This is a genomic window from Pseudomonas serboccidentalis (genome assembly GCF_028830055.1).
Lineage (GTDB): Bacteria > Pseudomonadota > Gammaproteobacteria > Pseudomonadales > Pseudomonadaceae > Aquipseudomonas > Aquipseudomonas serboccidentalis.
The window spans coordinates 2,528,578-2,547,554 of sequence record NZ_CP101655.1 but is presented as its reverse complement, the minus strand read 5'-3'; the positions used below and the strand labels follow the sequence as shown (position 1 = coordinate 2,547,554).

At 59.7% G+C, this 18,977-nt stretch carries 22 protein-coding genes and 4 tRNA genes; 11 read left to right on the top strand and 15 right to left on the bottom strand.

Translation table 11 applies throughout. The annotated features are described in order from the left end of the window. Window positions 1-386: 386 nt before the first annotated feature. From NN484_RS11590 to NN484_RS11575, 4 genes are all read right to left on the bottom strand, one after another. Window positions 387-462, bottom strand: a tRNA-His gene (locus NN484_RS11590). Window positions 463-538: 76 nt separating this feature from the next. After that, window positions 539-623 (bottom strand) — tRNA-Leu (locus NN484_RS11585). Between the two features lie 57 nt (window positions 624-680). Beyond that, window positions 681-756, bottom strand: a tRNA-His gene (locus tag NN484_RS11580). A 32-nt stretch (window positions 757-788) separates the two neighbouring features. Continuing rightward, window positions 789-865: transfer RNA gene (locus NN484_RS11575), tRNA-Arg, on the bottom strand. Window positions 866-1,140: 275 nt separating this feature from the next. On the opposite strand from NN484_RS11575, the gene folD reads away from it, so the two are divergent. After that, window positions 1,141-1,995 carry a bifunctional methylenetetrahydrofolate dehydrogenase/methenyltetrahydrofolate cyclohydrolase FolD gene (gene folD, locus NN484_RS11570; protein ID WP_127652114.1) on the top strand — a complete coding sequence of 285 codons (855 nt, stop codon included), beginning with the start codon at window positions 1,141-1,143 and terminating at the stop codon, window positions 1,993-1,995. Between the two features lie 229 nt (window positions 1,996-2,224). Further along, the gene (gene pbpG, locus NN484_RS11565; RefSeq protein WP_127652115.1) at window positions 2,225-3,163 is read left to right on the top strand and encodes a D-alanyl-D-alanine endopeptidase; all 939 of its coding nucleotides are present in this window, start codon (window positions 2,225-2,227) and stop codon (window positions 3,161-3,163) included. Window positions 3,164-3,313: 150 nt separating this feature from the next. On the opposite strand, the gene NN484_RS11560 is transcribed toward pbpG, so the two are convergent. The 3 genes from NN484_RS11560 to NN484_RS11550 form a co-directional block, all read right to left on the bottom strand. Then, window positions 3,314-3,520, bottom strand: coding sequence for a hypothetical protein (locus tag NN484_RS11560; RefSeq protein ID WP_127652116.1), 207 nt, complete (start codon window positions 3,518-3,520; stop codon window positions 3,314-3,316). Between the two features lie 12 nt (window positions 3,521-3,532). Beyond that, window positions 3,533-3,739 carry a DUF6021 family protein gene (locus tag NN484_RS11555; protein ID WP_215500979.1) on the bottom strand — a complete coding sequence of 69 codons (207 nt, stop codon included), beginning with the start codon at window positions 3,737-3,739 and terminating at the stop codon, window positions 3,533-3,535. Window positions 3,740-3,827: 88 nt separating this feature from the next. Continuing rightward, window positions 3,828-4,499 carry a peptidase C39 family protein gene (locus NN484_RS11550; RefSeq protein WP_215500980.1) on the bottom strand — a complete coding sequence of 224 codons (672 nt, stop codon included), beginning with the start codon at window positions 4,497-4,499 and terminating at the stop codon, window positions 3,828-3,830. Window positions 4,500-4,733: 234 nt separating this feature from the next. On the opposite strand from NN484_RS11550, the gene NN484_RS11545 reads away from it, so the two are divergent. After that, complete coding sequence (locus tag NN484_RS11545) at window positions 4,734-4,901, top strand: hypothetical protein (protein WP_215500981.1); 168 nt, start codon at window positions 4,734-4,736, stop codon at window positions 4,899-4,901. 183 nt (window positions 4,902-5,084) lie between these two features. Here the strand turns inward: NN484_RS11545 and NN484_RS11540 are convergent, their stop codons facing one another. After that, the gene (locus NN484_RS11540; protein WP_127652119.1) at window positions 5,085-5,834 is read right to left on the bottom strand and encodes a TerC family protein; all 750 of its coding nucleotides are present in this window, start codon (window positions 5,832-5,834) and stop codon (window positions 5,085-5,087) included. A 29-nt stretch (window positions 5,835-5,863) separates the two neighbouring features. Continuing rightward, window positions 5,864-6,106, bottom strand: a complete 243-nt coding sequence (locus tag NN484_RS11535) for a hypothetical protein (protein ID WP_127652120.1) — start codon at window positions 6,104-6,106, stop codon at window positions 5,864-5,866. Window positions 6,107-6,331: 225 nt separating this feature from the next. Between NN484_RS11535 and nhaR the strand changes: the two genes are divergently transcribed. After that, window positions 6,332-7,231, top strand: a complete 900-nt coding sequence (gene nhaR / locus NN484_RS11530; protein WP_215500982.1) for a transcriptional activator NhaR — start codon at window positions 6,332-6,334, stop codon at window positions 7,229-7,231. Here the strand turns inward: nhaR and NN484_RS11525 are convergent. After that, window positions 7,226-8,389, bottom strand: coding sequence for an MFS transporter (locus tag NN484_RS11525; protein WP_127652122.1), 1,164 nt, complete (start codon window positions 8,387-8,389; stop codon window positions 7,226-7,228). The two genes, nhaR and NN484_RS11525, sit on opposite strands and share 6 nt — an antisense overlap. A 335-nt stretch (window positions 8,390-8,724) precedes the next feature. Between NN484_RS11525 and sstT the strand changes: the two genes are divergently transcribed. Next, entirely contained in the window at window positions 8,725-9,957 is a 1,233-nt protein-coding gene (gene sstT, locus NN484_RS11520; protein WP_274659143.1) for a serine/threonine transporter SstT, read from the top strand. Window positions 9,958-10,101: 144 nt separating this feature from the next. Here the strand turns inward: sstT and NN484_RS11515 are convergent, their stop codons facing one another. After that, window positions 10,102-10,611, bottom strand: coding sequence for a DUF1993 domain-containing protein (locus tag NN484_RS11515; protein WP_007965386.1), 510 nt, complete (start codon window positions 10,609-10,611; stop codon window positions 10,102-10,104). Window positions 10,612-10,736: 125 nt separating this feature from the next. Here NN484_RS11515 and NN484_RS11510 point away from each other — a divergent pair, with 125 nt between their 5' ends. Beyond that, window positions 10,737-11,381, top strand: a complete 645-nt coding sequence (locus NN484_RS11510) for a YceH family protein (RefSeq protein WP_274659142.1) — start codon at window positions 10,737-10,739, stop codon at window positions 11,379-11,381. 116 nt (window positions 11,382-11,497) lie between these two features. On the opposite strand, the gene NN484_RS11505 is transcribed toward NN484_RS11510, so the two are convergent. Together NN484_RS11505 and NN484_RS11500 are read right to left on the bottom strand one after the other, a co-directional pair. Then, window positions 11,498-12,016 carry a cupin domain-containing protein gene (locus tag NN484_RS11505; RefSeq protein ID WP_127652168.1) on the bottom strand — a complete coding sequence of 173 codons (519 nt, stop codon included), beginning with the start codon at window positions 12,014-12,016 and terminating at the stop codon, window positions 11,498-11,500. Window positions 12,017-12,207: 191 nt separating this feature from the next. After that, window positions 12,208-13,026, bottom strand: coding sequence for a shikimate 5-dehydrogenase (locus tag NN484_RS11500; protein WP_274659141.1), 819 nt, complete (start codon window positions 13,024-13,026; stop codon window positions 12,208-12,210). A 256-nt stretch (window positions 13,027-13,282) separates the two neighbouring features. Between NN484_RS11500 and NN484_RS11495 the strand changes: the two genes are divergently transcribed. From NN484_RS11495 to NN484_RS11485, 3 genes are all read left to right on the top strand, one after another. Beyond that, window positions 13,283-13,633, top strand: coding sequence for a hypothetical protein (locus NN484_RS11495; RefSeq protein WP_007965394.1), 351 nt, complete (start codon window positions 13,283-13,285; stop codon window positions 13,631-13,633). A gap of 227 nt (window positions 13,634-13,860) precedes the next feature. Continuing rightward, window positions 13,861-14,055, top strand: coding sequence for a hypothetical protein (locus NN484_RS11490; RefSeq protein WP_127652170.1), 195 nt, complete (start codon window positions 13,861-13,863; stop codon window positions 14,053-14,055). 102 nt (window positions 14,056-14,157) lie between these two features. Next, complete coding sequence (locus NN484_RS11485; RefSeq protein WP_127652171.1) at window positions 14,158-14,340, top strand: hypothetical protein; 183 nt, start codon at window positions 14,158-14,160, stop codon at window positions 14,338-14,340. Here NN484_RS11485 and NN484_RS11480 read toward each other — a convergent pair. Beyond that, a complete protein-coding gene (locus NN484_RS11480) occupies window positions 14,337-15,398 on the bottom strand; it encodes an AI-2E family transporter (RefSeq protein ID WP_274659140.1) in 1,062 nt (353 codons plus the stop codon). The two genes, NN484_RS11485 and NN484_RS11480, sit on opposite strands and share 4 nt — an antisense overlap. Before the next feature lie 245 nt (window positions 15,399-15,643). Between NN484_RS11480 and trhP the strand changes: the two genes are divergently transcribed. Then, entirely contained in the window at window positions 15,644-16,978 is a 1,335-nt protein-coding gene (gene trhP / locus NN484_RS11475; RefSeq protein WP_274659139.1) for a prephenate-dependent tRNA uridine(34) hydroxylase TrhP, read from the top strand. Window positions 16,979-17,097: 119 nt separating this feature from the next. On the opposite strand, the gene NN484_RS11470 is transcribed toward trhP, so the two are convergent. After that, entirely contained in the window at window positions 17,098-17,961 is an 864-nt protein-coding gene (locus NN484_RS11470) for a LysR family transcriptional regulator (protein ID WP_274659294.1), read from the bottom strand. A gap of 101 nt (window positions 17,962-18,062) precedes the next feature. Between NN484_RS11470 and NN484_RS11465 the strand changes: the two genes are divergently transcribed. Continuing rightward, a complete protein-coding gene (locus NN484_RS11465; protein ID WP_274659138.1) occupies window positions 18,063-18,956 on the top strand; it encodes a DMT family transporter in 894 nt (297 codons plus the stop codon). Window positions 18,957-18,977: the final 21 nt, after the last annotated feature.

Sequence of the window (18,977 nt, the reverse complement as noted above, 5' to 3'; positions counted from 1 at the left end):
GCACAGACGTTAGCCGGCCGTTTCCGACCCCAGAATCAAGGGCATGCATTCTAGTGGGTCAAACTCAAGAAGTCACCCTACTGAAAACGGGTAAAAAAACAGCAGGCCATTTATAGGTGTGAATGCAGCAATGCACTCCACCCCGAAGACGAATAAGGACCATCACGCCAGGGCTCTGCTTCAACCGCCTCTATATATAGAAGCGCCTGCGAGCCATCTCCCTGACGGCGGATCCCGCAAACATGGCCGGTGGTCGGCACGCCAGCCTCAAGCCCGGAAACACGACGAAACGCCCCGCCCCTGCGACCCGAGACCCTGCACAGCCAAACCACAAGCCGTAAAACAAAAAAGGCGCCAGACTGTTAAATCTGGCGCCTTTCGAAATATGGGGTGGACGATGGGGATCGAACCCACGACAACGGGAGTCACAATCCCGTGCTCTACCAACTGAGCTACGCCCACCATATTGCATCACAAAAAAGCCATTCAACTTCTTTGCTGAACTTCATCCGGCCTGCGGCATGAATGAAGCTTTAATTGGTGCGGATGAAGAGACTCGAACTCTTACGCCTCGCGGCGCTGGAACCTAAATCCAGTGTGTCTACCAATTCCACCACATCCGCAGATGAAGCTTTTAAAGCAAAGGCGCCAGACTGTTACATCTGGCGCCTTTCGAAATATGGGGTGGACGATGGGGATCGAACCCACGACAACGGGAGTCACAATCCCGTGCTCTACCAACTGAGCTACGCCCACCATATCGCGCTACTTGTGCCAAAGCTGCCTAATGGCGCACCCGGCAGGACTCGAACCTGCGACCATCCGCTTAGAAGGCGGATGCTCTATCCAGCTGAGCTACGGGCGCCTTATTAATCTGTACTCTTGGAGGACTACAAACTAAATGCTTTCCAGTCTTGCAGAACCGTAATTCCGCTCGACCTTCTTAACCAGTGCTAGGCTGTGCCCGACAAGTGCGACGAATAGTATAGAGCGCTCCCAAGGTCGTCAAATCCTTTTTGAAAAAAATTCATTTAATTAAAGGAGTTAGGGGAATTAGCTGACCAAGCGCCTTTGCCCTCACCGCCTGACATGCGAGAATGCGTTCTCTTTTTTTCCCCTCTCGATGGTTAATCACGCGCAATGACTGCACAACTAATCGACGGCAAATCGATCGCCGCCAGCCTGCGCCAGCAGATCGCCCAACGAGTTGCCGAGCGTCGCCAGCAAGGCCTGCGCACTCCCGGCCTCGCGGTGATCCTGGTCGGCAGCGATCCTGCCTCTCAGGTTTATGTCTCGCACAAGCGTAAAGACTGTGAAGAGGTCGGCTTCCTCTCTCAAGCCTACGACCTGCCTTGCGAAACCACTCAGCAAGCGCTGACCGATCTGATCGATCGCCTCAACGACGACCCGGCGATCGACGGCGTGCTGCTGCAACTGCCGCTGCCCGAGCACCTGGACGCTTCCAAACTGCTGGAACGCATCCGCCCGGACAAAGACGTCGACGGCTTCCATCCTTATAACGTCGGTCGCCTGGCCCAGCGCATCCCGCTGCTGCGTCCATGCACCCCAAAAGGCATCATGACCTTGCTGGAAAGCACGGGCGTGGACCTTTATGGTCTGGACGCGGTGGTGGTTGGCGCGTCCAACATCGTCGGTCGCCCGATGGCGATGGAACTGCTGCTGGCCGGTTGCACCGTGACCGTCACGCACCGCTTCACCAAGGATCTGGCCGGCCACGTCGGTCGGGCTGATCTGGTGGTCGTGGCCGCCGGCAAGCCGGGCCTGGTCAAGGGCGAGTGGATCAAGGAAGGCGCGATCGTCATCGACGTCGGCATCAACCGTCAGGAAGACGGCAAGCTGGTGGGTGACGTAGTGTACGAAACCGCCCTGCCGCGCGCCGGCTGGATCACTCCGGTTCCGGGCGGTGTCGGCCCGATGACCCGCGCCTGCCTGCTGGAAAACACCCTTTACGCGGCAGAAACCCTGCACGCCTGAGGCGTTTTCCCCCGGTAAAAGAACCCCGCCTGGTGCGGGGTTTTTCGTGTCTGAGAAAAAACACTAACCGTTCGCCGGAAACCCCTCTTTTTACAGGCCTTTTCACGAGATTTTCAGGTCAGTCAAACAACCATCGACAGATCTTCAGCCATACTCCTAGAATGCGACGCTTTGAAGAAATAACCCGTTACAAACTAACGGAATATCCAACTTTTATGAGTTCGCCCGCGTGAAAATTCGTCTTTCGATCCTGAGCCTGGTTTTTGCTGTTTCAGGCACATTCGTCACGCCAACTGTCAACGCCGCTGAAACCACCGCCGCGCCACGCGATGCCTCGCAACTGAAGATCGCCTCCGGCAGCGCCCTGCTTATGGATTTGCAGACCAATAAAGTCATCTATTCGAGCAACCCGGACGTGATCGTGCCGATCGCTTCGGTGAGCAAGCTGATGACCGGACTGGTCGTGGTTGAAGCGCACCAGAACATGGACGAATGGATCGACGTCGACATCAGTCACACGCCGGAAATGAAAGGTGTGTTCTCCCGAGTCAAACTCAAGAGCGAACTGCCGCGCCGCGAGATGCTGCTGATCGCCCTGATGTCCTCGGAAAACCGCGCTGCCGCCAGCCTGGCCCATCACTATCCGGGCGGTTATGCGGCGTTCATCGCGGCAATGAACGCCAAGGCCAAGGCACTGGGCATGACCAATACGCACTACGTTGAGCCGACGGGGCTGTCCGAGCGCAACGTCTCCACCGCTCGCGACCTGAGCAAACTGCTGGTAGCCGCGAGCAAGCACCCCATCCTCAGTGAGCTGACCACCACCAAGGAAAAAACCGTGTCGTTCCGCAAACCCAACTACACCTTGGGTTTCCGCAATACCGATCATTTGGTGAACAAGGCCGACTGGGACATCAAGATCACCAAAACCGGTTTCACCAACCCCGCCGGCCACTGTCTGGTACTGGTGACGCGGATGAGCAACCGTCCGGTCGCCCTGGTGATTCTCGATGCGTTCGGCAAATACACCCATTTCGCCGATGCGAGCCGTATCCGCAGCTGGATGGAAACCGGCCGGAGCACCAATGTCCCGGCGGTCGCGCAACAATACAAGGCCGAGAAAAACCTCAAGGGTCGCCAGAGCGGCGTAGTCGAAGCCTCCAAGTAACTCGAAATACCCAACGGTGGCGAGGGAGCTTGCTCCCGCTGGGGCGCGTAGCGGACCTTCTTTTTTAACAAGAAAGGCCTGCTGCGCAGTCCAGCGGGAGCAAGCTCCCTCGCCACAGAGGTAATTAGCCAGTCGTTAAATACCCGTCACTCAATCATTGGGTAACGGCATTTTATCGTCATCGGGAATGCCATCACCGGCACTCGGATCACGATGATGCTCAGGCGTCACCACATTCGGCCGAGCCAACGGATCACGCAGCGGGCTGTCCGGATCCAGTACCGGGTCCACCTCTTCTTCAGGCGTGGTCGGCACACTGTCCGGATGTTTATCGTCGAAGCTGGAATCGGTACTCATACGCACCTCACTTCAGGGTTTCAGATCGGCTAACGGGTCATAAGGTTTGGCCGGGCGCTTGCTGTCTTCGTCGGGTTGCACGTCTTTCGGCGCCTTGGCGGGGCCGACGGGGTCAACCTGGGGATCGTCGAGGTCCGGGGAATCCGGATCGAAGCCCAGATCATGACCGGACGAATGCTCGCTTGAGTGTGGGCCTTTCGGGGATGGGGAATCTGCCATGCTCGCCTCCTGATTCACCCGCACATTCGGGCTCTATCAATGAGAGGCCTGCCGGGCGTGAGGGTGCCCGGCAGATGACGAACGGAGCTTAATGTGCGGCCAAGGCCTTTTTGGCTTGCGCCGCTTCACGCTCCTGTCCGGCCTGCGCCAGTTCGTCCGCCGCCTTGAGCCAGCGCTGGCGATCGACCTCGGCAGGAATCTGCGACGGTTTCTGGATCAGCACTGCCCAGCCGCCCGACTTTTCGAACGCCGATTCAAAGGAGCTGAAACTCATCAATTCACGATGGTTCATGCCAGCGCGCAACAGCACTTTCTGCTTGCGCCGGTCGTAACCGGAAAGGATCGCGTAACGCGGTTCAGCCCAGAATGCCGAGCCTTCGCTGAAACGCACCATCACCGGATAACCGGCCGCCACCTGGGTCAGCAAGGCCGGCAAGTTGCTGTCCAGCGGATAGACCACCATGCCGTATTCGCGCGCAAGATTTTGCAGGTTCTGCTGCAACTGATCCTGTGCACCCGGCAGATGCAATGGCTTTTCCAGCAAGCCCGGCGTAATCATGACGCCCTGCTGCGACAACAGGCTGGCCAGCACTTGCGGGCCACTCTGGTTGGCTTCACCCCGATAGAACGTGCCGCTGAGTTCGACCCGCTCCGGCAGGCGCTTGACCTGCGGCGCCACACTGCCTGCACACCCCGCCAACACGGCCACGCAACCGGCCACCAGCAGCGCCCCTCGCAATCGAGTCAATACCTGCACCATCGTCACTCTCTGATCAGACGCCGGTCATCGTGTTCCGGCAACGCCTGCGATCATAGGGCGGCGCACGCCCGCGGTATAGCCTTAAACCGCAGACCGATCGATTGCATAGAGCGAACTGATTGGTCTTCACCGACCTTTGGTCAATAGTCTGAAACACGCCGTTGACTAGACTGTCACTGAAACAGAGCGAATTGAAAAAGCGTGTGCCCGACGCAGGGCAAAGAGGAGGCACAGATGAGCCTGACCATGACCATCGTAATGTTGATAGCCGGCTGGCTGGCCGTTGCTGCCGCCATGCTGTGGGGCGTGCTGCGGATTTCGCGGCGCCACCATCACCCGGTCGAATCGCCCCCGATTCATAAGCCAGAAAAACAACGCGTGCGCCACGCGACTGCGCACTGAACCTTTACCACGTCGCCTGATATGCCCCCCTGTAGGAGCTGCCGCAGGCTGCGATCTTTTGATCTTTAAAGTCAAAAGATCGTCCGATCGCGGCCCGAGCCTGCGGCAGCTCCTACATAAGGCGAAAGGCAAAAAGGCCGGCTGGACTCCAGGAGTCCAGCCGGCCTTTTGATTTGTTGCAGATTACGCCTGTTGAGCCAGTTTCTTCTGCTTCGTCCGGCGCGACATCATGTTCAGCACCTCAATCGCTGCCGAGAAGGCCATGGCCGCGTATACATAACCTTTCGGTACGTGGGCGCCGAAGCCTTCGGCGATCAGCGTCATGCCGATCATGATCAGGAAGCCCAGAGCCAGCATCACCACCGTCGGGTTGTCGTTGATGAACTTGGCCAGAGGCTCAGCCGCAAACAGCATCACCATCACCGAAACCACTACCGCAATCACCATGATCGGCAAGTGCTCAGTCATGCCCACCGCGGTAATGATGCTGTCGATGGAAAACACCATGTCCAGCATCAGGATCTGACCGATCGCGGCAGCGAAGCCCAGGGTCACGGTCGACGTCGCGGTTTTCGGGTCTTCCGGCGCCGGATCCATGCTGTGATGGATCTCGGTCGTGGCTTTCCACACCAGGAACAGACCACCGGCAATCAGGATCATGTCCTTCCAGGAGAACGCCTGGCCCATGATTTCGATCACAGGTTCGGTCAGTTGCACGATGAAGGCGATGGTGCTCAACAGGGCCAGACGCAGGATCAGCGCCATGCCGATACCGATCCGACGGGCCTTCTGCCGATGCTGCACAGGCAGCTTGTTGGTCAGGATCGAAATAAAGATCAGGTTATCGATGCCGAGCACGATCTCCATCACCACCAGTGTGGCCAATGCAACCCAGGCGGCGGGGCTGGCGGCGAGTTCTAACAGATATTCCATGGGTCAGTCCTGACTCTTTGTAAGACGGTTTAAATGGTCTTGGAGGAAGATTCGGATTTTTCCGCGTCTGCTTCCGGTGCTGCTTTTTTCTCGATCAGGCCGCCAGTGGCGTCGCTGAGCGCTTGTTCCGCGGCTTTGTGCGTGTCGTCGATCGCCTGCTTGGCGCTCTCGGCGGCCTTGCCCATCAACTGCTGGGCGCTTTTCTCGGCCTGATCACAACCGGCCATAAGCAGTAAAGACGTAAACATCAGTGCTGGAATTGTGTATTTCATAAGACTTCCTTCGAATGAACAGACAAGGTCACAGACCACTCGTCGCTGGCTGGGCATTCTAGGGAGTCAAACACTTCAGGAAAATTCGTATTTTTAGCGGCTATACTTCGGTTTATACGAATCCAGATATTCATGCAGGAGCTGCCGCAGGCTGCGATCTTTTGATCTTGTTTTTAAACGTCAAAAGATCGCAGCCTGCGACAGCTCCTACAGGGGAACCGCGTGATGCTCAATTACCGACAACTGCATTACTTCTGGGTGGTCGCCAAGACCGGCAGCATCGTGCGCGCCTGCGAACAGCTGAACCTGACCCCGCAGACCATCAGCGGGCAGATTTCGCTGCTCGAACAGACTTATGGCATCGAACTGTTTCAACGAGTCGGCCGCCAACTGGAGCTGACCGAAGCCGGGCGCCAAGCCCTGCCCTACGCTGAACAGATGTTCCAGTTGGGTGGTGAGCTGGAGCTGATGCTGCGCGCCCAGCCCAATGAACAGCAGATCCTGTTCCGCGTCGGCGTAGCGGATGTGGTGCCCAAATCCATCGTCTATCGCCTGATTGCGCCGACCATGGAGCTGAACGAGCCGCTGCGCATCACCTGCCGCGAAGACAAACTCGAACGTCTGCTGGCGGACCTGGCGATCCAGCGTCTGGACCTGGTGATTTCCGACAGCCCGATGCCCTCGCATCTCGACATCAAGGGCTACAGCCAGAAGCTTGGGGAATGCGGGATCAGTTTCTTCGCCACCGCGCAGCTGGCAGCACAATACGGGCAGGACTTTCCGCGCAACCTCAACGGCGCACCGTTGTTGATTCCCGGCGCGGAAACCGTGGTCCGCAGCCGTTTGCAGCGCTGGTTTGCCGAGCAGCAGATCCAGCCGAAAATCGTTGGGGAATTCGATGACAGCGCCCTGATGCAGGCCTTTGGCCAATCGGGCAGCGGGATTTTCATCGGCCCGAGCGTGATTGCCGATGAAGTCAAACGCCAGTACGGCGTCGAAGTGATTGGCCAGACCGACGCGGTAACCGAGTCGTTCTACGCCATTTCGGTGGAGCGCAAGGTCAAGCACCCCGGCATCGTTGCGATTACCGAAGGTGCCCGACGCGAACTGTTTACCGCGTTATGACGCCTGGGCGCAGGTTTCGCGCGGCTTGAGCGTCATCAGCACCATGGCGAGGAAGACCGACAACAGAATGAATCCGGCTGCAGCGAAGCCGAGAAAGCTCAGACCGGCACTGTCGATCACCCGACCGCCAATCATCGCGCCCAGACCGATTCCGAGGTTGGCCCCGGCGATGTTCAGCGAAGCGGCAAAGGCTGGCGCTTCTGGCGCGGCCTTCATCAGGCGCACATGGCTGACCAGGAACAACGCAGCCTGGGTCACGCCCCAAATGCCCATCGCTACCGCCAGCCCCAGCGGCGAATGAATGTTCGGCACCAGCGAGACCATGCCAGCAATCATGAACGCGCAGAACAGCACTGACGCCCCCAACGGATGACGATCCACCGCACGGCCACCCAGCGAGTTGCCGATCAAACCGACCGCACCAAAGCCCATCAGGCACCAGCCGACCACGGTACCGTTAAACCCGGCCAGACGCTCAAGGATGTCGGCCAGATAGGTGTAGGCGGTGAACATGCCGCTGAACACCAGGATCGATAACACGACATGGCCGATCATCAGCGGGCTGCGCAGGATCTTGAACTGCGAGGCGAAGCTGACCTGATGCTGGTGCAGGCTGGTTTTCGGCAGGTAGACAAACAGCAGCAAGGCCTTGGCGAAGGCGATCACTGCCAGAATCGCAAAGGCACTGCGCCAGCCGAACGCGTCGGAAATCAACGTGCCCACCGGAATGCCGAACACCGTGGCGCAGACGATGCCGAAGCCGATCTTGGCGATGGCGCGGCCGGCGTAATCCGGACCGACGATGTCCACCGCGGTCTCACTGGCCAGCGCCCAGAACACCGGCAGGCCGAGCGCCGGAATCAGTCGGGCGATGGCCATGACCCAGATGTTCGGTGCCAGCGCTGCCACGGTGTTGGCCAGGCCGAACATGATCAGAATGGTGATGAACAGCTTGCGCCGCTCGAAGCGGGCGAAATACGCGGTCAGGAATGGACCGAACATCGCCACCGTGAACGCGAATAGCGTCACCAGCAGACCGGCCTGCGGGATGGTTACCGCCAGGTCGCGGGCAATCGCCGGCAGCAGGCCGACAATAACGAACTCCGTGGTCAGCACCGTGAATCCGGCGGCGGACAACAGAAGGATGGGCAACAGCATGAGCAACTCCAGCAAAACGACGACACCAGCGATGACCGAACGGCCCGCTGGCAACTATTAAAATGAGGATGGCGAATCTTAACAGAGTGTTTCGGCACTGACTTGCACAAACCTGCCGACTTGCCGATCAATCGGGTGGCAGATCGTCACACACCTGAAGGATCAGGCCTACGCTGTGATAAAGTCCGCGCCCTGAAAAACGTACACCCTATTCAGCGGCCTGTTTAACAGCGTTGATGGCGCGTCAGCCCTTTCGGTTCGTGCCGGTGACCTGCCCCCGATGTATCACCGGTTTCACGCAACCTTGCACCCTATAAAAAATCAGAGATGCCGTTATGACCGCTTCTTCCCCTTCTCTATTGCAACGCCTGAAAAACCTCAGCCTGGTCACGCAGATCCTGATCGGCCTGATTGCCGGTATCGCCTTGGCGCTGTTCGCCCCGGAAGCGGCGAAAGGTTCTGCGTTTATCGGCAAAGTGTTTGTCTCGGCGCTGAAAGCCGTGGCACCGATTCTGGTGTTCGTGCTGGTGATGGCGTCGATTGCCAACCACAAGCATGGTCAGGAAACCCACATCCGGCCGATCCTGTTCCTGTACCTGCTCGGCACCTTCGCGGCAGCCGTGGTGGCGGTTGTCGCCAGCATGGCATTCCCCTCCCATCTGGTGCTGTCCACCGATAACGTGGCGGTCACCGCACCGGGGGGCATCGCCGAGGTCCTGCAAAGCCTGCTGCTGAGCGTGGTCGACAACCCGGTCAGCGCGCTGATGAACGCCAATTTCATCGGCATTCTGGCCTGGGCGATCGGCATGGGCGTCGCCATTCGCCATGCCGGTGACACCACGCGTGAAGTGCTGGGCGACCTGTCCAACGGCGTGACCGTGATCGTGCGCGTGGTGATTCGCTTCGCCCCGCTGGGCATTTTCGGCCTGGTGGCCTCGACCCTCGCCACCTCGGGCTTCGGCGCGCTGATCGGTTACGCGCACCTGCTGGCGGTGCTGCTGGGCTGCATGCTGTTCGTGGCGCTGGTGATGAACCCGCTGATCGTGTTCTGGAAACTGCGTCGCAACCCGTACCCGCTGACCCTCAAGTGCCTGCGTGAAAGCGGCATCACCGCGTTTTTCACCCGCAGTTCGGCGGCGAACATTCCGGTCAACCTGGAATTGAGCAAGCGCCTGGGCCTGCATGAAGACACCTACTCGGTGTCGATCCCGCTGGGCGCAACCATCAACATGGCCGGCGCGGCGATCACCATCACCGTGTTGACCCTGGCCGCCGTGCACACGCTGGGCATTGCCGTGGATATTCCGACTGCGATCCTGCTCAGCGTCGTGGCGGCGATCTGTGCCTGCGGTGCCTCGGGCGTGGCCGGCGGCTCGCTGCTGCTGATCCCGCTGGCGTGCAGCCTGTTCGGCATTCCGAGCGAAATTGCCATGCAGGTGGTGGCGGTCGGTTTCATCATCGGTGTGCTGCAGGATTCGGCGGAAACCGCGCTGAACTCGTCCACCGACGTACTGTTTACCGCAGCGGCTTGTTTGGGTGAGGAAGAGAAAATTCAGCGTTCTGCTTGAAGATCAACAGATCGCAGCCTTCGGCAGCTCCTACAGGAAACGCATTCAAATGTAGGAGCTGCCGAAGGCTGCGATCTTTTGATTCACCCAACAAAAAGCCCGCCAAGGCACAAACCTTGGCGGGCTTTTTTGTTGCCGGGTGTTTTAGTACGCGCCCATGTAATCGCGTTTACCCACTTCAACACCGTTGTGACGCAGCAGCGCGTAGGTGGTGGTGACGTGGAAGAAGAACTGCGGCAGACCGTAGCTCAGCAGGTAGGCCTGGCCACTGAAGCGCTTCTCTTTCGGGGTGCCCGGGCGGGTAACGATTTCGATGCCTTCCTTGCCGTTGATCTGCTCCGGCTTGATCTCGCCGATGTAGGCCAGGACCTTGGCGATCAACGCCTGCAGTTCGGCGAAGGTGGTTTCGGTATCGTCATATTTCGGGATTTCGACTTCGGCCAGACGCGAGGAAACGCCCTTGGCGAAGTCGACCGCGATCTGCACCTGACGCACCAGCGGGAACATGTCCGGGTACAGGCGCGCTTGCAGGAAGGCGTTCGGGTCGATGTTTTTCTCGGTGGCGTGGGCTTCAGCCTTTTTCAGGACATCGCTCAGGGCGTTGAGCATTTGTTGAAAAACCGGGACGGATGCGGCGTACAGGGAAATGGTCATGGCAGTCTCGTGTGGTGGCTGGGTGGAACGTGGAGGCGATTATAGCCATGCTTGATGACCACACGGCTTGCCTTTTGTTAGCCAAGGATTAGGCTAGGCGCCTTCGACTGCAGAGGGAACGCGCGATGACTACCGAACTTGAAACCACCACCGACGAACCCCGGCTCAACGCCACGGAAATCCGCATCCTGGGTTCGCTGATCGAGAAACAGGCCACCAGCCCGGAAACCTACCCGCTGACCCTCAATGCGCTGGTGCTGGCCTGCAATCAGAAAACCAGCCGCGAGCCGGTGATGAACCTGACCCAGGGTCAGGTCGGCCAGAGCCTGCGGGCGCTGGAAAGCCACGGTTACACCAAACTGGTCATGGGCAGCCGCGCCGATCGCTGGGAGCACAAGCTCGACAAGGCGCTGGAACTGGTGCCGGCCCAGGTGATTCTCACCGGGCTGATGTTTCTGCGCGGCCCGCAGACCGTCAACGAGCTGCTGACCCGCAGCGGCCGCATGCATGACTTCGAAGATGCCGAGCAAGTGGTGCATCAGCTTGAACGCCTGATCGCGCGCGGGCTGGCGGTGTTGATCCCGCGTCAGGCCGGTCAGCGCGAAGACCGTTACACCCATGCACTGGGCGATCCAGCGGACATCGAGGCGATTCTGGCCGCGCGGCAGAATCCCGGGGAGCGCTCAAATAGCGGCGTTTGCGTTGAGCGCATCGAAGAGCTGGAAGCACGGATTGCCGCGCTGGAAGAGCGCCTGGCCCGCCTCGAATAATCACCATAATCCCTTGTAGGAGTGAGCCTGCTCGCGATTGCGGTGGCTCATTCAGAAATTCATTGCCTGACCGGCCGCCATCGCGAGCAGGCTCACGCCTACATGGGATCTACGGGTTATTCACCCTCCCAGTAATCCACTCCGTCCGCCTGCCGCGCCACGGCAACAAAGCCTGACGCGTTACCCTCGGCATCGACCTTGAAATTGTCCATCACCACGTATTTGTTGGAGTCCGGGTATTCACAGATGTCCGGCTGCTGCTGGGTGCTGACCGCCAGATAACGCAGCTCCGCGTCGCTGGTGTTGATGATCTGATGCGCCATTTCGGGACCACCGGGTGGGCAGGCAATCACATCGCCCGCACGGATCGCAAAGCGTTCGGCACCCAGCCGCACCTCGCCCTCGCCGGCCACCACATAGAACATCTCCTCATTGACCCGATGGCTGTGAAACGGACTGCCGCGCATGCCCGGCGGCAGGGCGTACAGCCGATAGCCGAGTTTCTGCGCGCCCAGCTGCTGGCCGACGCGCGCCATGCGCTGCTGATAGCGGCCCGCGGTTTCGCCTTCGGGAGCGAGAGCTTCGGGCAGGGGTTCGAGTTCGACCTGGTGCAGGTTGAGGATGGGCGGATGCATGGGGGAGCCTCGATCACGGTTTTTATGAGGGGCAAGTCTTTGCTTGCTGATGCCGCAGTATAGGCAAGGATGTCTGATCGAAAACCGAGCCGCGACCTTCGCGAGCAAGCTCGCACACAGTAGAACGCATTTCAACGTGGGAGCGAGCTTGCTCGCGAAGGGGCCGGATAGCTAAACGCAAAAATCAATAATCAGCTACGAGCAAAGTTCACCGCCGCCACAAACTGCTCTTCCGTCGGCCGCACACCCGTGTACAGGACAAACTGCTCCAGCGCCTGGATCGCAATCACCTCCAGCCCGGTGATGACTTTCTTGCCCTCGGCCCGACCGCGCACGATCAGCGGCGTTTCCGACGGGATCGCCACCACATCGAACACCGTGTCGGCAGCCTTGATCACTTCAGGCTCGAACGCCAGTTGCCCCGCCTCCGGCCCGCCGTCCATGCCCACCGGCGTCACGTTGATCAGCATCTGCGGGCGTTCTTCGCCGAGTTCCGCCTGCCAGCGATAGCCCAGCGACTCCGCCAATGCCCGGCCAGCGCGTTCGTTGCGCGCAACGATCAAACCGTTTTTGTAGCCGCCATCGCGCAAGGCGCTGGCCACGGCTTTGGCCATGCCGCCACTGCCGCGCAGGGCGAACGTGGTGTCTTGCGGCACCGCGTGGGTTTCCAATAACTGCGCGATGGCGATGTAGTCGGTGTTGTAGGCCTTGAGGTGACCCTGGGTGTTGACGATAGTGTTGATCGACTGGATCGCCGCGGCGGATGCATCCAGCTCATCGACCAACGCGATGCACGCTTCCTTGAACGGCATCGACACGCCGCAACCGCGAATCCCCAGCGCGCGAATCCCGGCCACTGCACCCGGCAAATCCTGACTGCTGAACGCCTTGTAATAGAAGTTCAGACCCAACTGCTCATACAAATGGTTATGAAACCGCAGACCGAAATTCCCGGGGCGCCCGGACAGGGACATGCACAGCTGGGTGTCTTTGTTGGGATTCATCTGCATGAAACTTCTCCTTCAAACGGACTTTCGGATGGACGGAGTTAGCCATTCCATCGGGTTCTGAACGATCATAAATGCCTGTCTGCAACGGGCCGCGTGCCTCTTTGACCCGTCGGTAAAGAAGCCGGTACAGACCTTACACAAAATTTACCCAGCGGCCGTGCTGATTTTCAGAAATTCGCTGTCATAGAAGTATCCCCGCGACAACTTTGGGCCTGGTGCAGGCCCGGACGCCGGGTCGAAGAACCGAGGAATTATCATGATTCGTAAACTCCCCATCGTGGCCTTGTTGATTGGTGCATTCGCTATCACAGGTCAGGCAGAAGCCCACGGCGGTGGCTGGCAAGGCCCGGCGGTATTTGGCGCGATCGTCGGCTCGGCCATCATCGGCTCGGCGTTGATCAACCAGGACCGGCCGGTCTACGTTCAACAGCCTGTTTACGCTCAACCGGCACCGGTTTACGTGCAACAACCGCCGCCACCGGTCTACTACCAGCCTGCGCCGGTGTACGTTCAACAACCGGTTTATGTGCCAGGTCCGGTTTATTACGGCCCGCCACGCGGCTACTACGGTCGACCACACGGTTACTACGGTGGCCCGCGCTGGTAATCACCCATCAAGCCCCGCTTTTATAGCGGGGCTTTTTTTGACCGTCGGTCGGACAAAGTCTGAAAAAATCTGGTGAAGGTCGCTGTCGGGACAGTTTGAACCGTTAAAGTCGGCATGATGGACTTGACCGTTGGGGGCAAAACACAGAACGGTCATCTATTTGTCATGACGGAACCGCAATCTGAATCCGTCCGTAAACAACAGGTTGATAAAAACAAGGACGACTCATGCCTACACAAAATCCGCACCGCATCGTCGGCTTATGCACCTCCAGCAAGGTGTACAACGCGCTGACCGAACTCAAGCACCTGGAAGGCCACCGCTGCGCCAAGTTTCTTTCGCTATTGGCCGAGAATCTCGTGCACAAGGGTTTGCTCAACGAGCGCGAAGTGGTGCACATGCTGGACCAGGTTGTCGACTGAAACAGTCCTCACCACCATCAATGACCACTATCGAACGCGTTGATTGTCCCTGAGCGCGGCGAATCCATAAGGTAGCTCCATAGATGGATGGAGGTACTTGTCATGGCTCAGGTTCAAATCATGTCGGTGGTCGGTAGCGCCGTTCCCGCCTCCCTCAGAGCGCTGGGGTTGCTCGCCTGCTGGTATCTGGTGCGCGACGGCGAGCCGATCAGCGGCCCGCTCACTTCGCTGCCCGCGGCGCAGGCCCTGTCGCAGCAATTGGTCAGCACCCCGTTCGATGCTTAAGGCAACTGGACTTTCGGTTTGGTCTCGATGAACAGCGCCCAACTCGACATGAACAGCGCGGCGATCAGCGGCCCGATCACGAAACCGTTGAGGCCGAACACCGCCAGGCCGCCGAGGGTCGAGATCAGAATCATGTAATCGGGCATGCGCGTGTCCTTGCCTACCAGAATCGGGCGCAGCACGTTGTCGACCAAGCCGATCACGAACACCCCGAACAACGCCAGCACCACGCCCTGCCAGATCATCCCGCTGAGCAAGAAGTAAAGCGCCACCGGCGCCCAGACGATCCCCGCCCCCACCGCTGGCAACAGCGACAGAAAGCCCATCAACACCGCCCACAGCAACGCGCTGGGGATGTCGAGAAACCAGAAAATCGCCCCGCCCAATGTCCCCTGAGTGATCGCCACCACCAGGTTGCCCTTCACCGTTGCGCGCACCACCCGGTTGAACTTCAACTGCAAACGCCGCTTGTGACTCTCTTCCAGCGGCACGGCGGTACGGACCTTGCGCACCAGTTCGGGGCCATCACGCAGAAAGAAAAACAGCAGGTACAGCATGATGCCGAAGCTGACCACGAACTCGAACGTGCCCTGGCCGAAACTGAAGGCTTGAGTGGCCAGCACCTGGCTGCCTTGCATTGACGCCTTGACGATTTTCTCGCGCAGCTCGTTGAGTTCGCCCATGCCGAAGCGGTCGAGCAAATGCTGAAAGTACGGTGGCAGGCTGTGTTTGAACTGCGCCAGATAGGCGCCGATGTCCAGCTGGCCGCTTTCGATGTTGTGGTACAGCGTCGCGCCTTCCTGAACCAGCAACACACTGAGGATGATCACCGGCAAAATCGCGATGACCAGGCAAATGCCCAACGTACAGAGCGCCGTCAGGTTGCGTTGCGGGCCGAATTTGAGCTGCAACCGGCGTTGCATCGGCGCAAACAGAATGCCGAGGATCACCGCCCAGAACACCGCGCCGTAGAACGGCAGCAGAACCCAGATGAAGGCGACCGTCACCAACAGCAGCAACACGGTGAGGGATTTGAATTGCAGGGTTTTCTCGTTCATGTCCGATCCAGGTCAGTCAGGCGTCTCGCACGCCTCGAACCTTAGTCCGCCGGGGCGCGCGCGAGTGCCATCTTTGTTCATGGAGCATAGTTGCCGATCGCGACCAGCATTCAACGCACCGGCAGCCTTGACGAGCAGAGAATCTCTTGTCGGTGGACACACCGTTGAGTGCAAAGGTAGATCCAGATCAATAAACCCTGGTTGCAACTGCACTACCCTGCCGCGCTTTTGCGACCGATGCCGCCATGATCCCCGACCTCCCCCACGCCGCCCCGGAGCTGCTCGCCCCCGCTGGCACCCTGAAGAACATGCGCTATGCCTTCGCCTACGGCGCCGATGCGGTCTACGCCGGCCAGCCGCGTTACAGCCTGCGGGTGCGCAACAACGAGTTCGACCACGCCAACCTCGCCCTCGGTATTCGCGAAGCGCAGGCGCAGGGCAAGCGTTTCTATGTGGTGGTCAACATCGCCCCGCACAACGCCAAGCTGAAGACCTTCCTCAAGGACCTGGCGCCCGTGATCGAGATGGCGCCGGACGCGCTGATCATGTCCGACCCGGGGCTGATCATGCTGGTGCGCCGGCATTTTCCGCAGATGCCGATCCACCTCTCGGTGCAGGCGAATACGGTGAACTGGGCGAGCGTCGAGTTCTGGCAACAACAGGGGCTGAGCCGGATCATCCTCTCGCGGGAATTGTCGCTGGAGGAAATCGGCGAAATCCGCGAGCAGGTGCCGGGCATGGAGCTGGAAGTGTTCGTTCACGGTGCGCTGTGCATGGCCTACTCCGGGCGCTGCCTGCTGTCGGGCTACATGAACAAGCGCGACGCCAACCAGGGCACCTGCACCAACGCTTGCCGCTGGAAATACTCGGCGCAGGAGGCCACGGAAAATCAGCTCGGCGAGATCGTGCAGACCTTCCAGCCGGAGCCGACGCTGGGCATCGGCGCGCCGACCGATCAGGTGTTCCTGCTGCAGGAAGCCAATCGCCCGGACGAACTGATGCCCGCCTTCGAGGACGAGCACGGCACCTACATCATGAACGCCAAGGATCTGCGCGCGGTGCAGCACGTCGAACGCCTGACCCGCATGGGCGTGCATTCGCTGAAGATCGAAGGTCGCACCAAGTCGCACTTCTATTGCGCGCGCACCACGCAGGTCTATCGCCGGGCGATCGACGATGCGGTGGCTGGGCGCGAATTCGATCGCAGCCTGATGACCGATCTGGAATCACTGGCGCAGCGCGGCTACACCGAGGGTTTCCTGCGCCGGCATGTGCATGACGAATACCAGAACTATCAGCACGGCAGCTCGGTGTCGGAGCGCCAGCAATTCGTCGGTGAGTTGACCGGCGAACGCCGCGACCGACTGGCCGAGGTCAAGGTGAAGAACCGCTTTGCACTGGGCGACCATCTGGAGCTGATGACGCCCAAGGGCAACTTTCACTTCGATCTGCACCAGTTGCAGAACCTTAAAGGTGAAGTGATCGAAATTGCGCCGGGGGACGGGCACACGGTGTACCTGCCGATTCCGGATGCAGTGGATTTGCGCTTTGGCTTGTTGATGCGTGACCTGACTTCCTGAATCCCTCCCTGTAGGAGCTGCCGCAGGCTGCGATCTTTTGATCTTGTTTTTTCAATAAAAAAATCAACAGATCGCAGCCTGCGGCAGCTCCTACAGAGGGCATGATGCGCGTAGCGGGATCATGCAAATTCTTCGCGCAACATCGCCACAAACGCCTCACGCGCCGGGTGTACCCCGGCGTTTTCATGCCAGTAGAACAGGTTGTCGATGGCCGTCAGCTCGGGGAATTCATAGCCGACACACCCGGCCCCCTTGGCGTACTGCTCGAACACGCCTTTGGGCACCAGTGCGACCCCGGCACCGGCACTCACGCAACCGACAATCGCCCCATAACTCGCCAGGCTGACAATCGGCAGCGCCTGCCCCTGACGCAACAACCAGTGCTCCAGCGCCGCCCGATACGGGCAGCCCTGCGGCCACATGAACACGGTTTTGTCCTGCAGATCATGGATGTCGCGCACCGGCCCGAATGACGTCGAGGCAATCAACAGCAGTTCTTCGCGGTACATCGGCGTGCGTTTGAGCTGTGAGCGCTCGACGTCCACCGCAACGATGGCGCCGTCGAGGCGATGGTTGACGGTGTCGTCGAGCAACTGGCCCCAGGTGCCGGTGGTCAACTCCAGCGCCACTTGCGGGTAGCGCTGGTGAAATTTCGCCAACAGCCGCGGCAAACGCCCGGTGGCCGAGGACTCGATGGCGCCGATACGCAGCGGGCCGGACGGCTCGGCGGCAGGATCGAGCGCACGCTTGGCTTCGGTGGTCAGCGCCAGAATCTTTTCGGCATACGCCAGAAATGTCTGCCCCGCCGGGCTGATCCGCAGCCCGCGCCCCTCGCGCAGAAACAGCGCCACACCGAGTTCCGCCTCCAGCGCCTTGATCCGCGCGGTGATGTTCGACGGCACGCAAAACAACTTTTCCGCGGCCCGGGTAATGCTGCCCTCATCGGCCACGGACTTGAACATGCGGATCTGCGCCAGCTCCATATTCATCACTCAAAGTGAACATTAAGCACAGTATAAGTCAGTTGTGGCGAATGATTGCCCGACCGGATACTCGGCGCATCAACCCCTCTGGTGCGCCCATCATGCCGTCCCCCTCCTCCTTGAAAATCGTCCTGGCCATGGCGTTCGTGGTCGGCTGCTGGGCCTATTCGCCGACCGGCATTCACCTCGGCCTGCACGCTTATGAGCCCGGGCATCTGGCGTTGCTGCGGTTTCTGCTGGCGTCGCTGTTCATGGCCGCGATTGCAGCGTTCAAGGGCATTCGCCTGCCGCAGCGGCGCGATGTGCCGATGCTGTTCGCGTTGGGATTCTTCGCCGTCAGCCTGCATCACGTGGCGCTGAACATCGGCCAGCAAAGCGTCAGTGCCGGCGCCTCCAGCGTACTGGCGCAGTCGAGCCCGTTGTTCAGCACATTGCTGGCGCGATACGTGTTCAAGGATCAGGTCAGTGCCTGGCGCTGGGGGTGTGTGCTGCTGGGGCTGATCGGCGTGGTGATCGTGGTCAGCGCTGATCGCGGCCTGGGGCAGATCGACGCGCATGGCTTGCTGATCCTGCTGGCGGCGCTGTCGTGGAGCATTTATTTCGCCCTGCAAAAACATCACGCCCGGCGTTACGACGGCTTTAGCCTGGCGTGTTACGCGGTGTGGTCGGGGACGTTGCTGTTACTGATTTACCTGCCGGGGCTGAGCGACGCGGTGCTGAAGGCGCCGTTGCGGGTGCAATGGGCGGTGCTGGCGCTGGGGGTGTTTCCCAGTGCGCTGGCTTATCTGGCCTGGGGGTTTGTGCTCAAGCATGTGGACTTGAGCCGGGCGACGATGACCCTGTACCTGATCCCGCCGACGGCGATGGGCATTGCTTCGCTGGGTCTGGGCGAGCGGCCGACCCTGATGGTGCTGGTGGGGTCGGTGGTGGTGTTGATCAGTGTGCTGGCGCTGAATCTGGAGCGGCGGGCGGTGGTGCGAACGGTTGAGGTCTGAGCCTGGATTTTTACTGAGGCT

What these genes read in the sequence shown, in the direction of transcription:
- folD (WP_127652114.1), top strand. Translation starts at nt 1,141, where the DNA reads ATGACTGCACAACTAATCGACGGCAAATCGATCGCCGCCAGCCTGCGC.
- NN484_RS11560 (WP_127652116.1), bottom strand. Translation starts at nt 3,520, where the DNA reads ATGAGTACCGATTCCAGCTTCGACGATAAACATCCGGACAGTGTGCCG.
- NN484_RS11555 (WP_215500979.1), bottom strand. Translation starts at nt 3,739, where the DNA reads ATGGCAGATTCCCCATCCCCGAAAGGCCCACACTCAAGCGAGCATTCG.
- NN484_RS11550 (WP_215500980.1), bottom strand. Translation starts at nt 4,499, where the DNA reads ATGGTGCAGGTATTGACTCGATTGCGAGGGGCGCTGCTGGTGGCCGGT.
- NN484_RS11545 (WP_215500981.1), top strand. Translation starts at nt 4,734, where the DNA reads ATGAGCCTGACCATGACCATCGTAATGTTGATAGCCGGCTGGCTGGCC.
- NN484_RS11540 (WP_127652119.1), bottom strand. Translation starts at nt 5,834, where the DNA reads ATGGAATATCTGTTAGAACTCGCCGCCAGCCCCGCCGCCTGGGTTGCA.
- NN484_RS11535 (WP_127652120.1), bottom strand. Translation starts at nt 6,106, where the DNA reads ATGAAATACACAATTCCAGCACTGATGTTTACGTCTTTACTGCTTATG.
- nhaR (WP_215500982.1), top strand. Translation starts at nt 6,332, where the DNA reads ATGCTCAATTACCGACAACTGCATTACTTCTGGGTGGTCGCCAAGACC.
- NN484_RS11525 (WP_127652122.1), bottom strand. Translation starts at nt 8,389, where the DNA reads ATGCTGTTGCCCATCCTTCTGTTGTCCGCCGCCGGATTCACGGTGCTG.
- sstT (WP_274659143.1), top strand. Translation starts at nt 8,725, where the DNA reads ATGACCGCTTCTTCCCCTTCTCTATTGCAACGCCTGAAAAACCTCAGC.
- NN484_RS11515 (WP_007965386.1), bottom strand. Translation starts at nt 10,611, where the DNA reads ATGACCATTTCCCTGTACGCCGCATCCGTCCCGGTTTTTCAACAAATG.
- NN484_RS11510 (WP_274659142.1), top strand. Translation starts at nt 10,737, where the DNA reads ATGACTACCGAACTTGAAACCACCACCGACGAACCCCGGCTCAACGCC.
- NN484_RS11505 (WP_127652168.1), bottom strand. Translation starts at nt 12,016, where the DNA reads ATGCATCCGCCCATCCTCAACCTGCACCAGGTCGAACTCGAACCCCTG.
- NN484_RS11500 (WP_274659141.1), bottom strand. Translation starts at nt 13,026, where the DNA reads ATGCAGATGAATCCCAACAAAGACACCCAGCTGTGCATGTCCCTGTCC.
- NN484_RS11495 (WP_007965394.1), top strand. Translation starts at nt 13,283, where the DNA reads ATGATTCGTAAACTCCCCATCGTGGCCTTGTTGATTGGTGCATTCGCT.
- NN484_RS11490 (WP_127652170.1), top strand. Translation starts at nt 13,861, where the DNA reads ATGCCTACACAAAATCCGCACCGCATCGTCGGCTTATGCACCTCCAGC.
- NN484_RS11485 (WP_127652171.1), top strand. Translation starts at nt 14,158, where the DNA reads ATGGCTCAGGTTCAAATCATGTCGGTGGTCGGTAGCGCCGTTCCCGCC.
- NN484_RS11480 (WP_274659140.1), bottom strand. Translation starts at nt 15,398, where the DNA reads ATGAACGAGAAAACCCTGCAATTCAAATCCCTCACCGTGTTGCTGCTG.
- trhP (WP_274659139.1), top strand. Translation starts at nt 15,644, where the DNA reads ATGATCCCCGACCTCCCCCACGCCGCCCCGGAGCTGCTCGCCCCCGCT.
- NN484_RS11470 (WP_274659294.1), bottom strand. Translation starts at nt 17,961, where the DNA reads ATGGAGCTGGCGCAGATCCGCATGTTCAAGTCCGTGGCCGATGAGGGC.
- NN484_RS11465 (WP_274659138.1), top strand. Translation starts at nt 18,063, where the DNA reads ATGCCGTCCCCCTCCTCCTTGAAAATCGTCCTGGCCATGGCGTTCGTG.